Consider the following 16,046-nt stretch of genomic DNA (forward strand, 5'->3'; position numbering starts at 1 on the left):
ATGTTCAAATCTGGCTACATTGCCATCCTCGGGGCTCCAAATGTTGGGAAATCCACACTGCTCAATGCTTTGCTCGGTGCTAAACTTTCCATTGTTTGTGACAAGCCTCAAACGACTCGCCAAAAATTTTTGGGCATTGTCCATCACAAAGAAGGGCAACTTCTGTTCCTCGATACCCCCGGTTTACATCAAGCCCACAAGCGTTTGAATCAGTTGATGGTGGATGCTGCCAAATCGGCCATTGAGGAGGCCGACCTTATTTATTACATGGTGGATCCTAAAGCCCCCACTCAGGCGGATTTTGGTTTTATCCAGGAGATAGAAGCCAAAAATAAAAATTATTTTTTACTGATTAATAAAATTGATAAGACAGATAAGCTTGATCTACTGCCATTTGTCGACGCCTGGAGAAAAAAGTGTAAGGCCAAAGAAATCTTTCTCATTTCTGCCCTCGGTTCTGATGGAATTCAGGAAATTCTTAATCAATCGCCACAATATCTTCCCGAAGGCCCGGCCTATTTCCCTGAAGATCAAATCACCAATCGAGACATGCGTTATTTGGCTTCTGAAATTATACGAGAAAAATTATTTCATCTTACCAGTGACGAAATTCCCTATTCCCTGGCTGTGGTCATTGAAGAATACAAAGAAGAAACCAAAATCAACCGAATTGCTGCCACAATTTTTGTGGAAAAAGAATCGCAAAAACCCATTGTGGTGGGCAGGGGAGGTGCGGTGCTTAAAAAAGTAGGACAAGCCGCCAGAGAAGAATTGGAAAAGCTTTGCGACAAAAAAGTGTTTTTAAGTTTATTCGTAAAAGTGGTGAAGGATTGGACAAAGAAAGAAAGTGTTTTGAAGGAGTTGGGGTATTGAGGGCCCTAAGTTTTATTAGACTTCTTTCCTAACCGTCACGAGCAGTTGGCCTGCAAGGCGCGGTGGGGCCCGTTTTCCGCAGCGTACGAGTTGTACGTGAGGAAAAACGGGGGAACCGCAACGCCGCAGGGCATTTGCGCAGTAGGTTAGGAAAGAAGTCTATTCCGACTTTTTGTCTCGAGTTCCTGCATACAACTCATACTGCAATAAGCGGCAATCCATTTTGGCCGAATAAAACTCAAGTCGGGGATGAGGTCTTAACCCAATTTTTTTGGCGAGGTCCAGATTGCCTGTGAAAATATAGCCCCAATAGCCTTTGCATTTTTTCTTCATAAAATCGCCCATGCGACGATAGGTGTCTTCCAGTTCACTTTCTTTTCCCAGGCGTTCTCCGTATTCGGGATTAAAAAAAATAACGCAGCGTTGCTCGGGAAGTGGATCCGGAAGAGGGGTTATTTCAAAATCGCCCACTGTAAATTGAATATATTTTTCTACCCCTGCCGCCGCAGCGTTGATTTGAGAGGTTTTGACGGCTTCTGAATGGATATCGCTAGCCTGGATAAGAAGATCGGGCACTTCTTTGATTTGTTCTTTCAGTTTGCGTTGTTCCTGTTCATAAACTGCTTTGTCGTAACCTTTCCAATGCATGAAGCCGTAATTATTTCGAAGCAGGCCCGGCCGGCGATGGGTCGCCAGCAGTGCCGCCTCAATGGCCACTGTCCCCGAACCACACATGGGATTAATGAAAGGGGAGACCTTATCCCACTGGGTCGCCATCAGGGTAGCTGCGACCAGCGGCTCCTGCATGGGTGCCTTACCGGGCATCTTGCGGTACCCGTGCTTGGCCAGTGTTTCACCACTGGTATCGATAAAGATTTCGGCAATTTCATCTTTCCAAAACAAATGAACCACGCTGTGATCCAAGAGAGGTCCAGAATCAGGCCGTTTCCCGGTTGTACCGCGCATACGATCCGCAATGGCATCTTTCACCTTGAGATTCATGAATAAACTATTGTTCACGGTCGCGTGATCGACGGCTGAAGTAATCGAAATATAGCCGTCTTTGGGAAGGATTTTCTCCCAGGGAAAAGTAAGTAAGGTGTTGTAAATTTCTTGAGGGCTGGTGGCTGGAAATTTTTTCAGCAAATAAAGCACCTGACTGGCACAGCGCAGATTCAAATTGAGGCGAATACAGTCGTTGAGGGTCCCTTTTATTTCTACGCCGGTCGTGAAAGTGCTTTCCGGCGTGAATCCCAAATTGATCACTTCCTGTTCGAGATAAGGAGAGAGGCGTTTGTTGCAGATGATGAGGATGGGTTTGGGGGTGGTGAAGAAGCTCATAGAGCCGAAGGCCTATCAATTGAAAGTTGTAAAGGTGTTCTGTTTTGAGTTTCTGGAATTTTTTTAGATTCGATTAGTGGTTCTATCTTCGAAGGGGTTGGCTTTGGTAAAAATTTGCCTATGTGACAACAAGAGTTTTGCAATTTATCAAAAAAATTTACCGAAGTATTAAAAGGGAAATTAACTTCAAAAATTATGGATATTAGGAGTAAAAATACGCCTACTACAAATATGAAAAGTAAGTAATCTGAGGAATTATCTGGTTTCTTATTTTTATTAAGAAGTTCTTTCTCTCTTTCATTCAGTTCAGCGCCGGCGGCTTTATTAATAAGTGCATGCAATTCATTAATTTGGAATTCTATAATAACTTTTGCTTTCCATACGCCAAAGAGAATAGCCATTATAAAAATAATTGCCGCCCCTAAAAATAAATAGGGGCATTTCAAATTTTCTTTCTGTAAAAAAGTATTTACAATATATCCAAAAATCACAGAAGATAACGTGACGGTTGATAAAAACCATCCAAACCAAGTAGTTCTGGCAGAAGCCAATAGTGTTATATTTTTATTTTGTTCATCCATAGCCATTTAACTTTCTCTTACCTCTTAAATTTTTTTTGGTCTTCGCACCATCGAGTGGATAAAATAATATACTTTAATTCATTCATTTATTCCCCTCTCCCCTTGGGGGAGAGGGCAGGGTGAGGGGTTCATTCACTTGCTTCCAATATCTTACTCAACACTCCCTCACGGTTCTCATAAAATTCATTATTCCAAAATCGTAATACTTTGTACCCCTCTGACTTTAACCATTCATCACGCTCACTGTCTTTGTTCGCACATTCAATATGTTGACTTCCGTCTAATTCAATCACAATCCGCTTTTCCAAACATACGAAATCCACAATATAAGCGCCAAGAATATGTTGTCTTCTAAACTTCAATCCCTTTAAATGCCTGGATCTCAAATAGTACCAAAGATCATTTTCTGTATTTGTACTTTTCTTTCTGAGTAATTTTGAAACGCCAACCAGTGCACCCATTTATTTTTCCCCTCACCCTGACCCTCTCCCCCAAGGGGAGAGGGGAATCCTTGCTGCCTATTTCTAATTTACCAACTCGTTTCTACGATGAGTCTTTTTTCATAAGACCCCCTTCGAAATAATCGAATACTCCCCCACCTGCGGAATATCCCCCAGCAGCCAACCCGGGAAACTGCCGCCATGCAGAGATTCCAAAGCCTCTCCTGTTTCACTCTGGATTGCTTCAATCGTAAAATTGAAATTTTTTTCAGGGCTCATCACTTCCAGTTTATCGCCTACACTCAATTTGTTTTTGGGGCTCACAAGCAAACGCCCTGGCTTACTTTCTAAAATCATCCCACCAAATTCCTGGGTAAAAATATCCGTTACACCGCTTTCATAACGTTGAAGAGAACTGTCCTTTTTCCCCACTAAAAATCCGGGCGTGTAACCACGGTTGTGGATTTTGTGGAGTTCTTTTAAAAGGTCTGGATTAAAGGCTTTGCCGGCGAGCATGTCGTCAATGGCTTGACGGTAGGCTTTAGTGGTGACCGACAAATAATAAACTGATTTGGTTCTGCCTTCGACTTTGAAAGAATCCAAACCTGCCTCCCACATTTCTTTCAGATGCTCGATGGCCATCAAATCGCGGGCATTCATAATATAGGTGCCATGCTCATCTTCATCAATGCGCATGAATTCACCAGGACGTTCTTTTTCTTCGAGATAATAATCTGCGGGCGTTGCATACAGTTTATAGGGCCAACGGCAGGAGTTGGTGCAGAGACCTTGATTGGCATCGCGGTGTCCGAAATAATTGGAAAGCAGGCAGCGGCCGGAATGGGCAATGCAAATGGCCCCGTGCACAAAGGCTTCCAGTTCCATTTCGGGGACTTTATCTTTAATAAATTTAATATCGTCGATGGAAAGTTCGCGTGAAAGAATGATGCGGGCTACTCCCATTTTATGCCAAAATTTCACGGCAGCCCAATTCATCACGTTAGCCTGAACCGAAAGGTGGACGGGTATTTCCGGGTGTTTTTCTTTGACGAGATGGATCAGTCCTGGATCTGCCATGATGAGCGCATCGGGTTTGGCCTGCATCATTTCGTCTACTTTTTTGGTGAAGAGATCTATCTTGCGATTGTGACCCAAGATATTCGCAGTGAGATAAAATTTCTTATTCAGTTGGTGCGCGTATTCCGCTCCCTCAAGAATGGATTCGTCCCGAAAACCGTTCTCACGTGCGCGTAGTGAAAACTGGGGGATCCCCGCATAAACTGCATCGGCCCCATAGGCGAAAGCAAATTTAAGTTTTTCAAGATTCCCCGCAGGGACAAGGAGCTCAGGGTTTTTCATTATCTTTCTGAGCTAGCACAGTCGATCAATTTCCGCTAGTCAACTCCATTATCCTTCGCTATAGAGTCCGGCAGCGAAAGGTTCTTCATGTCCCCCAAAAACGAAAATCCGAGCCCTAAGGATGTTTACATCGTGGTCGGCAGAAGCAATACGGGCAAAACAACCCTCACGAGACGACTTGCCGGATTTAAAGGAATTACAGAAGAAAAATTCCAGGAGACCCATGTCTTTCTGGAACATGGCAAGTTTGAAGGAACCGATGCCTCACTCATTAATACTCCCGGCAACAATTTCACCTTTACCGACAATGAAGATGAACTCATCATCCGCAAGCTTTTCCTGCAGAACAATGTGAAGGGAATCCTTTTTGTCGCCGATGCAAAATCGCTGGCGAAATCTCTCGCGTTGTTTTTTTATTACCAGGAATTTGGTGTTCCGATCCTGTTGAATCTGAACATGACTGACGAAGCCTCCATCCGAGGACTGGTGATTGATACGTACAGGTTAGCCAAGCTCTTGGGAGTTACGGTCAATTCTACGGTAGCGATCGAATCCTCTGGCATTTCGCCTATCAAAAATATCACGAAGAGTGAATTGCCTATCGGTAAGCCCATTCGTTACACAGAATCGATCGAGACCTATCTCAATGAGTTCGAAAAGTTGACGCTTTCCCGGCTCAAGTATCGCCGTCTGCTGGCTTTGGCAGCCCTGACCGGTGATTCGGCGGCCTCTGAGTATATCGTACAGGAATGTGGAGAGACTGTCGGGCAAAGTGTTCATCAGCTCGTTGCTAAAACCCGTCAAATATTAGGCGCAAAAAATATCCCGAACCTCTTGACGAATATCTACCATTCTGAGGCTGAGCAGATTGCTCGGCAGGTCGTGACGCTGTCTACCGATATCAAGATTCCCTTCATGGATCGCTTGGGAGTTTACAGTACGAGGCTTGCTACAGGCATTCCGATTGCTCTTCTGGTTTTCACGGGGCTCTATTTTTTTGTGGGGCGGTTTGGAGCCCAGTTTTTGGTGGATCTTTTAGAAAAAAAACTTTTTGGGCAGATCATTAATCCGTATATGACTGTGGTCTTTTCGCATATTCCTTCTCCCTTTGTTCAGGAAATGTTCATGGGGAAATACGGCATCCTCAGCACCGGGATTACACTGGCGTTTGGTATTGTTTTTCCGGTCTTGCTGACATTTTATTTTGCCTTGGGGGTTCTGGAATCGTCCGGATATCTTGCCCGTCTCACCATTCTTTTTGAACGTTTTTTTAAGAAACTGGGGATGACGGGGAAGGGGATCATTCCGCTGTTGCTGGGTTTTTCCTGTATCACGATGGCCATCATCACGACGAGAATCTTAGATGGGCGTAAAGAGAAGATCATCGCCAGTGTGCTGCTGGTCCTGGGAATCCCGTGTGCTCCGCTCCTGGGTGTTGCCCTGGTGTTGTTGTCAAAAATGACAGGGCTGGCTTATGTGCTTTTTTTTGGGATTATTTTTCTGCAAGTGTGTCTGGCGGGTCTTGCGTTGAATCAATTGATCAAAAGTCCAGCCTCTGTTTTCTTGTTTGAAGTGCCCTCCATGCGGCTTCCCCATCTAAGATCGTTGATCTCTGGGGCGACCAGAAGGACCTATGGCTTTTTGGTCGAGGCGGTTCCCATTTTTATTTTGTCCATGTTCAGCATCTTTATCATCGATAAATTGGGGGGCATTGTTCTGCTCGGCCGGATTCTAAAACCCCTTCTGGTCGGTTTTATCGGACTCCCGGTGGAAAGCGTCACCGTCTTTCTCATGTCCATGATCCGGCGGGAAAGTGGCATTGCGATGTTGTCGCAATATGCCGATCTGCAACTCTTTACCCATGTTCAAATATTAATTAACCTGATACTGCTCAGTTTTTGTGTCCCTTGCATCAATGCCATGATCACACTCATCAAAGAGAGGGGACTCAAGTTGGCCCTGTGTGTTCTGGCCTTTACCATTCCCTATGCGGTCCTGCTGGGTGGATTTTTGAACTGGGTACTGACAAAACTGAACGTGACGCTGTGAGGTCCTATGAGTATTGAAACTGACGAAATTTTAGAATCGATTTACGAGGCTTCTGAAAAAAATGATAATCGGATCGATACGGTTCGAAGTTTATGCAAGGTTCCGTTGACTCCAGAACTGCTCGGAGATCTGGCCAAAAACGAACTCGTTCATGCCCGCGATGACGATTTGTCCCTGACTACAGCAGGACGTGCAGCCGCTGAGAAAATCGTCCGAAGAAAGAGACTTGCACAGGTTCTTCTGTATCACGTATTGAAAATCAAAGACCTTCGCTTGCACGAAATCGCGTGTGAGTTTGAGCACGTGGTTTTTCCAGAAATTGAAGAAAGTATCTGCACCATGATGGGACATCCGTTGGAATGCCCCTTTGGCACCAAGATTCCTCCGGGTGATTGTTGCAAGCGCATGCAGTCCGAAGTCCGGCAGGTGGTGAAATCACTGAGTGACATGAATGCTGGAGAAATGGGGAGGATCGCCTATATTCGGACCTTCAACCAGGTGAACCAGCACAAATTCTGCTCGATGGGATTACGCCCCGGCGTCGTCCTGGAGCTGCACCAAAAATATCCCGCCATCATCGTCCGTATCGATCACACCGAAATCGCGATGGATGAAACCGTGGGCCAGGAAATCTACGTCTGGCCGACGACCTAGCAACACCCGCATCCGCCTGAAAACTCTGGGCTGCGTGCAGATCGAATCATGTTCATGCCCTCGCAGGCAATCAAGGCTGCAATCACAATTGCAGCGATACTGTCAGCCCACCACAGTGCAGGAAAGATCCAGAAGAGCAGGCTGCCGATCAGGAGTACCAGGGAGAGTTTAATGCAGGCCAGTGAGCATTGAGAGTCATTCAGGAGCGCGGCGCTATTGAGTAGACGAGCCAGTTTTCGCTTGGAGATCCAGAGGGCGAACATGAACGATAGGCTCAGGAGTGAAATGATCATGCCCGGTAAGGTGGTGGAGGGATGGCCCTTCTGGAAAAGTTGAAAGGACGATCCCGTAATTGTCACCAGAGCCAGCAGCAGAAAAAGTATACCCATTGTCAGGCTTATTCTTCTCTCTCTGTCCACAGACAGCCGAATGGATTGCTCGCTCTCACCGCGCAGCCTCAGGAGTACCAGGAAGGCCGAAGCGACTTCAATGAGACTGTCAATGCCAAAGCCGAAGAGTGACACGGAATCCTCACCAGCTCCGAAGGCAATCGAAACCGTTCCTTCCACAAGATTGTAAAGGATTGTAAACCACGCAAGAAAAACAGCTTGTCGGATAAGAGATTTGTACATATTTTATAGATAAAGCATTTTTTGATAGACATGTCTATCATTACTAGTTATGACTTATTTTAGGAGAGTGAGCATGAAACCGACCCCATTAACCAGTTCTCTCGAAGATTATCTCGAAACCATCTACCTTTTGATACGAGAGAAAAAGGTGGCGCGCGTCAGAGATATCTCCCTGGCGCGCGATGTCAATTCTTCATCCGTGTCGCCGGCGCTCAAGCGACTGGATGAACTGGGTCTGATCCAGCATACGCAGCGGGAATATATCGAACTCACTCCCCAAGGCGAGATCGAAGCCATCCGGATCTTTTCGCGGCATCGCTTGCTGGTGCATCTCTTCCAAAATGTTTTCAACATGCCCGAATCCACCGCCAAAACTGATGCGTGCGCCATGGAGCATTCTCTTTCAAGTGAAGGGATGGATCGCCTGGAAAGATTTATTGAATTCACCAAAAATGATCCTGAGGGCATGCGATTGATGGCGAGTTTTCAGCGCTTTGCTACAGCAAAGGAGAAGGAAACTGGCAACTCGTCTCGTGAAAAAATGAAAATGACCATCGCCGGATTGAAACAGGGTGAGCAGGCAAAGGTTGTTGAGATCCGTGGAGAAGGTGCAATCCGGCAGCGCTTGCTGGATATGGGCATTATGCCAGATACCCTCATTGGTGTCGAGCGACGGGCGCCTGTCGGAGACCCGATCTGGATCAAACTGCAGGGAGGCCAGCTTTCGCTACGGCGTAAAGAAGCTGAAGCGGTCGTTGTATTGAAAGAACGGAGTGAAGCATGAAGATTGCTTTGGCAGGAAACCCGAATTCGGGGAAGACATCCATTTTTAACGTGTTGACCGGCTCGCGCCAACACGTTGGCAACTATCCTGGGGTCACGGTTGAGAAACGTGAGGGGAAATACCAATGGGAAAATGTCAATTATGAGGTCCTGGATCTGCCAGGTACTTACAGCTTGAACGGTTATTCTCCCGAGGAACAAATTGCCCAAAAAGAATTGTTAAAAAGTAATCACGATCTTGTTGTCTTTGTAGTGGATTCGACGGCACTGAGGCGGAGTCTGGTGTTCTTGTGTCAACTGATGCAACTCGAAAGCAAGATTGTCCTTTGTTTGAACATGGCCGATGAGGCGGAGAAGTCTGGACAGAAAATCGATCGGGAACTGTTCGAAAAGTTGGTGGGATTTCCTGTCGTGGAAACCGTTGCCTACAAAGGGATCGGAATTGACGCATTAAAGAAAGCGGTGGCACGGACAGCAGCAACGCCACTGCAAGCAAGCCGCCTGGTCCTTGGCGAACGGCTTACGGAAGCTGTCCGCAGAATTCGAGAGAGTCTTTCCGGCAAGTTTGGCCACGAACCTGGAGGGAGTTTCTGGCAGTCGGTCCGCCTCCTGCAGGGCGATCCGGAGACCATCGAGGCCCTGAAGAAGTACGGGACAGCCGCTTCCGAGACGCTCTCCCTCGTACAAGTCCGGCGTGCAGCCATCGAGGCTGAAACCAGTCGTGACATTTCGCTTTATATTACTGAACAGTATTATGGTTTTGTGGATGGACTTCTTCGGGAAGTGACCCTGAAAGAACCTCATGAGAATGCCCGAAAGATCTCCGATTTTATTGATTCCATTCTGGCCAATCGCGTGTTGGGACTGCCCATATTTTTGGCGATCATGTATGCAACTTTCTGGATTACTTTCACGGTGGGGGACTATCCGGTGCAGTGGATACAAAATGGTTTTGGATGGTTGTCTATCCACCTCTCCAGCCTCTGGCCCGTCGGTTCCGATTCGGCACTTCGCTCCCTCCTGGTGGATGGCATTATCGCAGGCGTGGGTGGGGTGGTGGGTTTTGTGCCCAATATCGTGCTCCTCTTTATGTGTCTGGTAATCCTGGAGGACACCGGCTACATGGCCCGGGCCGCGTTTTTGATGGACAAGCTCATGCATGTTTTTGGATTGCACGGACGGAGCTTCATCCCCTTGATGAGCGGGTTTGGATGCAGTGTCCCCGCGATCATGGCCACACGGACACTGGAGAACGAGCGTGACCGTCTCACGACCATGTTGGTACTGCCGCTCATGTCCTGTGGGGCCCGGCTTCCGATTTGGATGCTCCTCATTCCAGCTTTTTTTGCGCAGAACCAGCGCGCTGCCATGATGTGGGCGATCTATATGATAGGCATTCTCCTGGCCTTTCTGCTGGCCTTTCTGCTTCGAAGGACCGTCCTCAAGGGAGAGGATGCCCCTTTTGTGATGGAGCTGCCGCCTTACCGGCTGCCGACTCTTCGTGCGGTCATCAACCGGATGATCGAGCGTGCGTGGCTGTATCTTCAAAAGGCAGGGACCATCATTCTTGCTGTCTCGATCCTCATGTGGTGTCTGACGAGCTATCCCAAGAAAGAACATTTCGAGATCGATGCAGAGCTCCAGGCGGGGCGGGTGCAAGCGCTGTCTCCGGAGGAAGTAGAACATCTTCGTGCTGCCGAGTCTCTGACTTACTCCGTAGCCGGACGTGTTGGTCATCTGATCGAACCCGTCATTCGTCCTCTGGGTTTTGACTGGAAGATCGGCGTGGGACTGATCGGCGCCTTTGTGGCCAAGGAGGTCTTTGTCGCCCAAATGGGAGTGTTGTATTCACTGGGGGATGTGAAAGAAAACACCAGTAGCCTCCAGGAAAAGCTGCGGAACGCTTATTCGACGCGGGTTGGATTCTCCCTCATGTTGTATCTGTTGATCGCTACACCCTGCATGGCCACCGTTGCCATCACCCGGCGTGAATCTGGCCGCTGGAAATGGGCCCTGCTTCAGTTTGGAGGGCTTACGGCAATTGCGTATGTCCTTTCGTTTCTATTTTTCAATATTTCGAGGTTCTTTGTATGACTATAAATATAGATACCGTCGCGGTGATTGTTATTGTGGCGCTTACTGCGGTCATTGTTGGCTTCAAGATCTATCGAGCCTTTCGAAAGACGTCTTCCAAGGAGGGAAGCAAATCGGGTTGTAGTGGCTGTTCAGGATCTTGCCACAAATAATTGGGAGAAAAAAATGAAATCCTCAAAAATAATCCGTATTGTCATTGTTATGATTATGGGGTTGGCCTCCTGGTTCTGTGTCAGCTCACCCCTTCATGCGCAGACCGACGAGATTCAGGTGTATACCGGGGAGATCAACAAACCTCGCGAGTTTAGCATTACGCTGCACAATAATTTCATTGCGCTGGGCCGGTCGACGCCAGGTTTCCCCGACGGACTTGTCCCTCGGCATTCGCTGAATGGAGTTCCTGAATTTGGTTATGGTGTCACAGACTGGTTTGAGCTGGGTGCTTATGTCCCTGTTTATTCAATCACCGAAGAGGGTCATGTCCATGTGAATGCCTTCAAACTGCGGACCCTTTTCGTTTCACCTCATGCCAACGAGCGAAAATTTTTCTACGGGGCTAATTTTGAGTTTAGCTACAATCGGCCCCAGTGGGATGAGCGTCGCTTTTCCGGCGAAATCCGGCCGATTATTGGAACGCGTGTCGGAAAGTTCGATTTTATTTTCAACCCGATCTTCGATTACAACTTTTATGATATCGGTGAGACCTCTTTTGTTCCGGCTCTACGAGTCGCGTACAACTTGTCTCCAGTCTGGGCCGTGGCGTTAGAGCACTATGCAGACTTTGGTCAGTTCAAGGATTTCGGAAACCAGCAAGCTCAGTCACTATTTGGGGTGGTTGATTTTAACCCCAAGCCCTACGCTGTAGAATTCGGCATCGGTCATGGCTTCACAGCAGATTCAGATGCCCTGGTCTTGAAGTTGATTGTTTCTAGAAACTTCTGAAATCATCCACATTCGTGACTAACTTTCCTCAGCCTTCTCGACCTTCTTGGTCGGAAGATTCTCGCGTTGCATTTGTTTGATTCCCGCGACAAGTGCCATGATACCGAAGATGAGCAACAAAAGAGGGACGACACCCTTGAAAATATCCACAAAGATATACCACCAACTGACAAAGCCCCAGATACTTAGAAGCAGTGCAACAATTCCGCCCAGAATACTGTACATAAACATTTTCCTCCGCATGAAATACTTATACTTAAGTTAAAAAATTATATTTGGAAGGATCGATCACCGTTAGATCCTCACTGGTCGCGTCATTTTTAATGACCTCGGCGATGTCCCGACCCAGAGTTAAATAATCTTGGTCATTCTCTAAGGGGTCGGCTTTTTCAAGAACCCGCTTGAGGGGCTTTATTTTCAAAAAATTTCCCCCTTTGAATTCGCCCAAACGAACTTTGCTGAAACCCCTCTTTAGATTAATCTTTCCCAAATCTATTTTGCGGCATCGTTGCGCTACCTTCTTAAAGGAGGCCGATACATAGGCGGAGCACTTTCCGGTATAAAAGGAAGTTTTCTTGAGGAAGGCCTTGGCCCTCTCGACATTCTCATCGATAGCTTTTTCAAGCTCTGTCGGTACAACGATTTCCGAGTTTTTTTCCAGCTCGAGATTTGCTTCTGTGGATTCTGCAGTCATTTTGAAGCCCTCATAAAATCTTGTTCTCAATCAATTGGAAATTAGGTGGTTGACCCTAGCATAGAGCGAAAACTTTTCAATATAAATATCCTCCATGTCGAGCCCTCCCTCTCTAAGGCTTTCGACAAGCAGCTCTCCCATGAAGGATGCTCCTCCCCCAGTCACCACCATCATCTCTACCCATTGGGTGACATTGGTAAAATAAGACACCAGAAAATCAGAAATGAATCCAGTTAGGTTTTTGTTAAGATCCCATCGGGTTTGATCGGTGATTTGTGAAATGTCAACCAGGTCTCCCGATTCAAATTCCAACTGACTGAGTCCGGCCTCAATCTGCTTGATCACCCAGAAATAGTCCGGCTTTATTTTATTTTCCAGAAGTCGTCCAAAGACAATCTTGTAGTAATTCCAAATACCAATATCCAGCAATTGGAAGGATGCAATGCCTTCAATAGAATTGGCGATATAGATCTTTGTCGTATGATAACCAATATCCACCACCAGGGCAGATTCGAATTCACTATTGATGGTCCTCAAGAAATTCAGAAGGCTGTCCCCGGCGGTTAGAAGAGCGGTCTGGAGCTTTACGGTCTTCTGAATCCGCGCCTGATCAAACCCTCGAATCGCCGAGACGGTCAAAACGGACTGATTCAAGTGTTCAACAATTTCCCCCCAGATTTTCTGTTTGTAAGGGGTCTCAATAAGGATTCCCAGCTCAATCTCTTCATTGTTTGCCGAATAATCAAAGATGATTTTTTTCAGGATCAGCAACCCGTTCAGACAGTCACTGCCGAAGTCTCCGGCTTTGCCATGTAAAGAATCAAAGCCAGCCTCGTGGCAATCATACCCCACCGAATAGAAGCTGCCTTCCTGTTCGTAGCGGAGCGCCTGCGATTCGTTCGATTGTGTCCTGGCACTGATCGATGGGAAAAAATACTGACCATAAGACTCAGGGCCACGCCCAGTGACCTCATAGACATGAGTTTTGGTGTAGAAATCTCCTGGATCGATAAGAATTTTTTTCACTAGAATTGAATTTTTCTCTGCGATTTTCCCATCCTCAAACTCTTATAATTCTTTCGTTCCACGGGAGCCGCTTCTACCAGGGTGACAAGCTTGGCGGCCTCACTGGGATCCAGTTCCTGTTTTGGGGCAGAAATAGTATTGCCACCCCCAACTCCTCCCACATGAAGGTTCCGAAGGACATTCTTGATCTCTCGAATATCTTCAAAGATAGGGGTGTTTTCATAATTACCCACGGAGACGGTTTTTGCTTCCATTAGGGCATCCAGTTGAGAAATCTTATCCTGTGCTGTATCCGAACCGCTCTCCGTTATTTTTTCGACGAGATCCCGCAAGGCCAGAATGGGATCGCGGCCCTTTCGTTTACTTTTATCCAGGAGCTTCAAGTAAAGCTTCAGCACCAGCTTGAGTATTTTCTTGGAACCCTCCGGGTGGTAGCTGGCTAGTTGGCCGACCAAGTCTTTGAGTTCGGTATCCATGACTAAAAGATAGGGATTCATCACGCCTCCTGGGTTTCCTGGATCACTTTGTTCACGCTGAATTTCTGGTCCACATCTCTTCCAAGCTCAACAGCAATTTGGTCACGCGCCAACAGCATGAAGCCGACACAGTTGATATAGCGGGGATCTACGCCAATTTCGGATGCCGAGATGACTTTTTTGTCTAGCACTTCCGGAGACCAGGAAAAATATCGACCAATTTCTTTTTTGATTGAATCAAACAACAGGTGAGCCCCACCCCCGATGACGGTAAAGTAATCGATAGATTTCCCTTTTCTCGATAGGGCCGCGATGTCACTCGAGAGGCATTCCACAATATGTTTGGCCATGTCCTCGGATTCTCTTTTGAGGAGGGCCGTAAAATCAAAATTGCCAGCACCCGGCACTTCAATCATAAACTCCTTGCGCGGCAGCCGCTCCATGATGCGTTGCTCTGGTATTTTAAACTTCTGCCCGCTGGATTCAAAGATGACTGTACTGATATTTTTGGTGATGGTGTGGATGCCTTCGGAGATCGAATCGGCCAGGTTCACATCCGCTTCATTGTCGATGATTGGCAGTTTGATCCAGGTTCCATGCCCCACATCGATGACATAGGTATTGAAAATTTCCATGTTGAACTTCTTGAACAGGAAGGCCATGTAGGCCCCGTAGGCCTGATACTGCATGACCGAAAAATCAAGTTCGACTTCAATCTCCATCACCTCATTCAACGCCACGTTCTTCGCCTTGATGCACAGGAACTTCTTGTCATTGCGGACGACAAGTCTATTCTGAATATAGGTCAGGAATTCCTCGATGACATTTTCGCCATGATGAACGGTGATGCCGAAACCAAACCCTATGTTGGTAATGGGTTTGCCGCGTTCCTTCATTTCCAGATTTTGTAGAAATACCCCCGCCTTGATGGCCAGAAAAGCGTCTTCGTAATTCTGGATCAGCCCCTTGTTGGTGAACCAGTTGGTCATCTCCGAATTTCGGGTCATCGCTCCCACGTAGCGCCAGCAATTCCTGCTGTCGTCAAAGACAGCCAGATTTTTGATCCACCGCGTATCCGCAGTCCGATTCATCAGTCTCCAGCTTTTCTCCATTCCTTCAGAAAGGGCCGAGCCAACCACCGAAGAAAAAATTACGATGGTATCTTCACAACAGAATTTGCTTGTGGAAGTCCCAAGCTCACCGCCTATTGCAACACATTTTTCCAGATCAGCCATATGTCTCCCGTTTACGGACTATTTATTTGATACGGTATTCTTTTTTATTCAAGAAATTTGAAACCAATGACAATTCCATCTGTTACCCCGCCTTCTTCCACGTATCGGATGATTTCGCCGAGAAGACTTAGGCTGCTGTTGGAGGTAGGATCGATCAGCTCGAACTCAAACGGACCTGCACTTAGCTTTTGGACCATTTCAGGGTCAAATCCAGACGGATTGGCCGCCAGCAGAGCATCTTGTGAGATATTTGAGACGTCGTAGACGCGGTCTTCAGATAAACCCACCTGGGCCTTGATAGAATTGATTCTTAGATCTTTTCTTTGGTCAACTTGTAACATTAGACACCCGCACTGATCAGGGCCCCTCGGGCTGTTGCCCTCATTGGATCTGCGGCGATACGAACCTCCGAGATCTGGATGGGGAGAGAGACCTGTTTTAGGATTTTTTCGAATTTGACTTTGAAGCCATTGGGCATACAGGTTCCTCCCGCCACAACGATGGGGATCGCCTGATGAAGTTTGGGCATATTCTGAGCCTGTGAAAGTACGGCGGAGAGTTGGCTTAAGACGCTCAAAATCAAATCGTCATAATAGATTTCAAAAGCGTTCTCCATCTTGTTCCGGGGAGGTCTTGAGAAATCGAGCGTTTCTTCTTTAAGCACCCTTACTCGGTTTCGTGTCTCATTCACCACTCGCGCGACGCTCAAGTCGATGTCATCGCCACCCTTGGGAACGCTGAAAACGATGATAGGTACGGACAGGAAGGAGAGACAAACATTGCACATGCCGCCGCCCATGCTGATGCCGATGCCCGTGTAGTTGTCTTGGGAGAGTTCGGAGAGAACCACCGCCATACCTTCGGTAA

At 47.1% G+C, this 16,046-nt stretch carries 19 protein-coding genes; 7 read left to right on the forward strand and 12 right to left on the reverse strand.

The genetic code is table 11. From position 1 onward, the window contains the following. Positions 1–873 carry a GTPase Era gene (gene era / locus HQM15_07290; protein ID MBF0492567.1) on the forward strand — a complete coding sequence of 291 codons (873 nt, stop codon included), beginning with the start codon at positions 1–3 and terminating at the stop codon, positions 871–873. A 159-nt stretch (positions 874–1,032) separates the two neighbouring features. Here era and HQM15_07295 read toward each other — a convergent pair whose 3' ends face one another. The 4 genes from HQM15_07295 to HQM15_07310 form a co-directional block, all read right to left on the reverse strand. Further along, positions 1,033–2,214, reverse strand: coding sequence for a class I SAM-dependent RNA methyltransferase (locus HQM15_07295; protein ID MBF0492568.1), 1,182 nt, complete (start codon positions 2,212–2,214; stop codon positions 1,033–1,035). Continuing rightward, a complete protein-coding gene (locus tag HQM15_07300) occupies positions 2,211–2,801 on the reverse strand; it encodes a hypothetical protein (GenBank protein ID MBF0492569.1) in 591 nt (196 codons plus the stop codon). Before HQM15_07300 ends, HQM15_07295 begins: the two co-directional genes overlap by 4 nt. 122 nt (positions 2,802–2,923) lie before the next feature. Beyond that, positions 2,924–3,256 carry an endonuclease domain-containing protein gene (locus tag HQM15_07305; GenBank protein MBF0492570.1) on the reverse strand — a complete coding sequence of 111 codons (333 nt, stop codon included), beginning with the start codon at positions 3,254–3,256 and terminating at the stop codon, positions 2,924–2,926. 99 nt (positions 3,257–3,355) lie between these two features. Next, positions 3,356–4,597 (reverse strand): U32 family peptidase C-terminal domain-containing protein, encoded by a 1,242-nt coding sequence (locus HQM15_07310; GenBank protein ID MBF0492571.1) that lies wholly within the window; start codon positions 4,595–4,597, stop codon positions 3,356–3,358. Positions 4,598–4,681: 84 nt separating this feature from the next. Here HQM15_07310 and HQM15_07315 point away from each other — a divergent pair, with 84 nt between their 5' ends. Both HQM15_07315 and HQM15_07320 read left to right on the forward strand, forming a co-directional pair. After that, positions 4,682–6,643, forward strand: coding sequence for a ferrous iron transporter B (locus tag HQM15_07315; GenBank protein MBF0492572.1), 1,962 nt, complete (start codon positions 4,682–4,684; stop codon positions 6,641–6,643). A 6-nt stretch (positions 6,644–6,649) separates the two neighbouring features. Next, positions 6,650–7,297 (forward strand): metal-dependent transcriptional regulator, encoded by a 648-nt coding sequence (locus HQM15_07320; protein ID MBF0492573.1) that lies wholly within the window; start codon positions 6,650–6,652, stop codon positions 7,295–7,297. On the opposite strand, the gene HQM15_07325 is transcribed toward HQM15_07320, so the two are convergent. Continuing rightward, positions 7,294–7,929, reverse strand: a complete 636-nt coding sequence (locus HQM15_07325; protein MBF0492574.1) for a cation transporter — start codon at positions 7,927–7,929, stop codon at positions 7,294–7,296. The two genes, HQM15_07320 and HQM15_07325, sit on opposite strands and share 4 nt — an antisense overlap. A gap of 73 nt (positions 7,930–8,002) precedes the next feature. On the opposite strand from HQM15_07325, the gene HQM15_07330 reads away from it, so the two are divergent. The 4 genes from HQM15_07330 to HQM15_07345 are packed head-to-tail and all read left to right on the forward strand — an operon-like array spanning position 8,003 to position 11,748. Continuing rightward, a complete protein-coding gene (locus tag HQM15_07330) occupies positions 8,003–8,713 on the forward strand; it encodes a metal-dependent transcriptional regulator (protein MBF0492575.1) in 711 nt (236 codons plus the stop codon). Beyond that, positions 8,710–10,806, forward strand: coding sequence for a ferrous iron transport protein B (gene feoB, locus HQM15_07335; GenBank protein ID MBF0492576.1), 2,097 nt, complete (start codon positions 8,710–8,712; stop codon positions 10,804–10,806). Before HQM15_07330 ends, feoB begins: the two co-directional genes overlap by 4 nt. Continuing rightward, positions 10,803–10,958 (forward strand): FeoB-associated Cys-rich membrane protein, encoded by a 156-nt coding sequence (locus HQM15_07340; protein MBF0492577.1) that lies wholly within the window; start codon positions 10,803–10,805, stop codon positions 10,956–10,958. Before feoB ends, HQM15_07340 begins: the two co-directional genes overlap by 4 nt. 13 nt (positions 10,959–10,971) lie before the next feature. Then, the gene (locus HQM15_07345; GenBank protein MBF0492578.1) at positions 10,972–11,748 is read left to right on the forward strand and encodes a hypothetical protein; all 777 of its coding nucleotides are present in this window, start codon (positions 10,972–10,974) and stop codon (positions 11,746–11,748) included. Positions 11,749–11,766: 18 nt separating this feature from the next. Here HQM15_07345 and HQM15_07350 read toward each other — a convergent pair whose 3' ends face one another. The 7 genes from HQM15_07350 to HQM15_07380 form a co-directional block, all read right to left on the reverse strand. Beyond that, complete coding sequence (locus HQM15_07350; protein ID MBF0492579.1) at positions 11,767–11,979, reverse strand: hypothetical protein; 213 nt, start codon at positions 11,977–11,979, stop codon at positions 11,767–11,769. A gap of 25 nt (positions 11,980–12,004) precedes the next feature. Further along, on the reverse strand, positions 12,005–12,442 hold the full coding sequence (locus HQM15_07355; GenBank protein ID MBF0492580.1) for a hypothetical protein: 438 nt from the start codon (positions 12,440–12,442) through the stop codon (positions 12,005–12,007). 30 nt (positions 12,443–12,472) lie between these two features. Continuing rightward, a complete protein-coding gene (locus HQM15_07360) occupies positions 12,473–13,468 on the reverse strand; it encodes a hypothetical protein (GenBank protein ID MBF0492581.1) in 996 nt (331 codons plus the stop codon). Then, on the reverse strand, positions 13,468–13,965 hold the full coding sequence (locus tag HQM15_07365) for a hypothetical protein (GenBank protein MBF0492582.1): 498 nt from the start codon (positions 13,963–13,965) through the stop codon (positions 13,468–13,470). Before HQM15_07365 ends, HQM15_07360 begins: the two co-directional genes overlap by 1 nt. Further along, a complete protein-coding gene (locus tag HQM15_07370; protein ID MBF0492583.1) occupies positions 13,965–15,179 on the reverse strand; it encodes a hypothetical protein in 1,215 nt (404 codons plus the stop codon). The genes HQM15_07365 and HQM15_07370 overlap by 1 nt, the downstream gene beginning before the upstream one ends. A 44-nt stretch (positions 15,180–15,223) precedes the next feature. Next, a complete protein-coding gene (locus HQM15_07375; protein MBF0492584.1) occupies positions 15,224–15,520 on the reverse strand; it encodes a hypothetical protein in 297 nt (98 codons plus the stop codon). Next, positions 15,520–16,046: hypothetical protein (locus HQM15_07380; GenBank protein ID MBF0492585.1), on the reverse strand; the 527-nt coding region annotated here is incomplete at its 5' end. The genes HQM15_07380 and HQM15_07375, both read right to left, overlap by 1 nt.

Source organism: Deltaproteobacteria bacterium, assembly GCA_015233135.1.
Classification (GTDB): Bacteria; UBA10199; UBA10199; order JADFYH01; family JADFYH01; genus JADFYH01.

Excerpts from the sequence above, each read along its gene's own strand:
- era (MBF0492567.1), top strand. The coding sequence starts at position 1 with ATGTTCAAATCTGGCTACATTGCCATCCTCGGGGCTCCAAATGTTGGG.
- HQM15_07295 (MBF0492568.1), bottom strand. The coding sequence starts at position 2,214 with ATGAGCTTCTTCACCACCCCCAAACCCATCCTCATCATCTGCAACAAA.
- HQM15_07300 (MBF0492569.1), bottom strand. The coding sequence starts at position 2,801 with ATGGCTATGGATGAACAAAATAAAAATATAACACTATTGGCTTCTGCC.
- HQM15_07305 (MBF0492570.1), bottom strand. The coding sequence starts at position 3,256 with ATGGGTGCACTGGTTGGCGTTTCAAAATTACTCAGAAAGAAAAGTACA.
- HQM15_07315 (MBF0492572.1), top strand. The coding sequence starts at position 4,682 with ATGTCCCCCAAAAACGAAAATCCGAGCCCTAAGGATGTTTACATCGTG.
- HQM15_07320 (MBF0492573.1), top strand. The coding sequence starts at position 6,650 with ATGAGTATTGAAACTGACGAAATTTTAGAATCGATTTACGAGGCTTCT.
- HQM15_07325 (MBF0492574.1), bottom strand. The coding sequence starts at position 7,929 with ATGTACAAATCTCTTATCCGACAAGCTGTTTTTCTTGCGTGGTTTACA.
- HQM15_07330 (MBF0492575.1), top strand. The coding sequence starts at position 8,003 with ATGAAACCGACCCCATTAACCAGTTCTCTCGAAGATTATCTCGAAACC.
- feoB (MBF0492576.1), top strand. The coding sequence starts at position 8,710 with ATGAAGATTGCTTTGGCAGGAAACCCGAATTCGGGGAAGACATCCATT.
- HQM15_07340 (MBF0492577.1), top strand. The coding sequence starts at position 10,803 with ATGACTATAAATATAGATACCGTCGCGGTGATTGTTATTGTGGCGCTT.
- HQM15_07345 (MBF0492578.1), top strand. The coding sequence starts at position 10,972 with ATGAAATCCTCAAAAATAATCCGTATTGTCATTGTTATGATTATGGGG.
- HQM15_07350 (MBF0492579.1), bottom strand. The coding sequence starts at position 11,979 with ATGTTTATGTACAGTATTCTGGGCGGAATTGTTGCACTGCTTCTAAGT.
- HQM15_07355 (MBF0492580.1), bottom strand. The coding sequence starts at position 12,442 with ATGACTGCAGAATCCACAGAAGCAAATCTCGAGCTGGAAAAAAACTCG.
- HQM15_07365 (MBF0492582.1), bottom strand. The coding sequence starts at position 13,965 with ATGAATCCCTATCTTTTAGTCATGGATACCGAACTCAAAGACTTGGTC.
- HQM15_07370 (MBF0492583.1), bottom strand. The coding sequence starts at position 15,179 with ATGGCTGATCTGGAAAAATGTGTTGCAATAGGCGGTGAGCTTGGGACT.
- HQM15_07375 (MBF0492584.1), bottom strand. The coding sequence starts at position 15,520 with ATGTTACAAGTTGACCAAAGAAAAGATCTAAGAATCAATTCTATCAAG.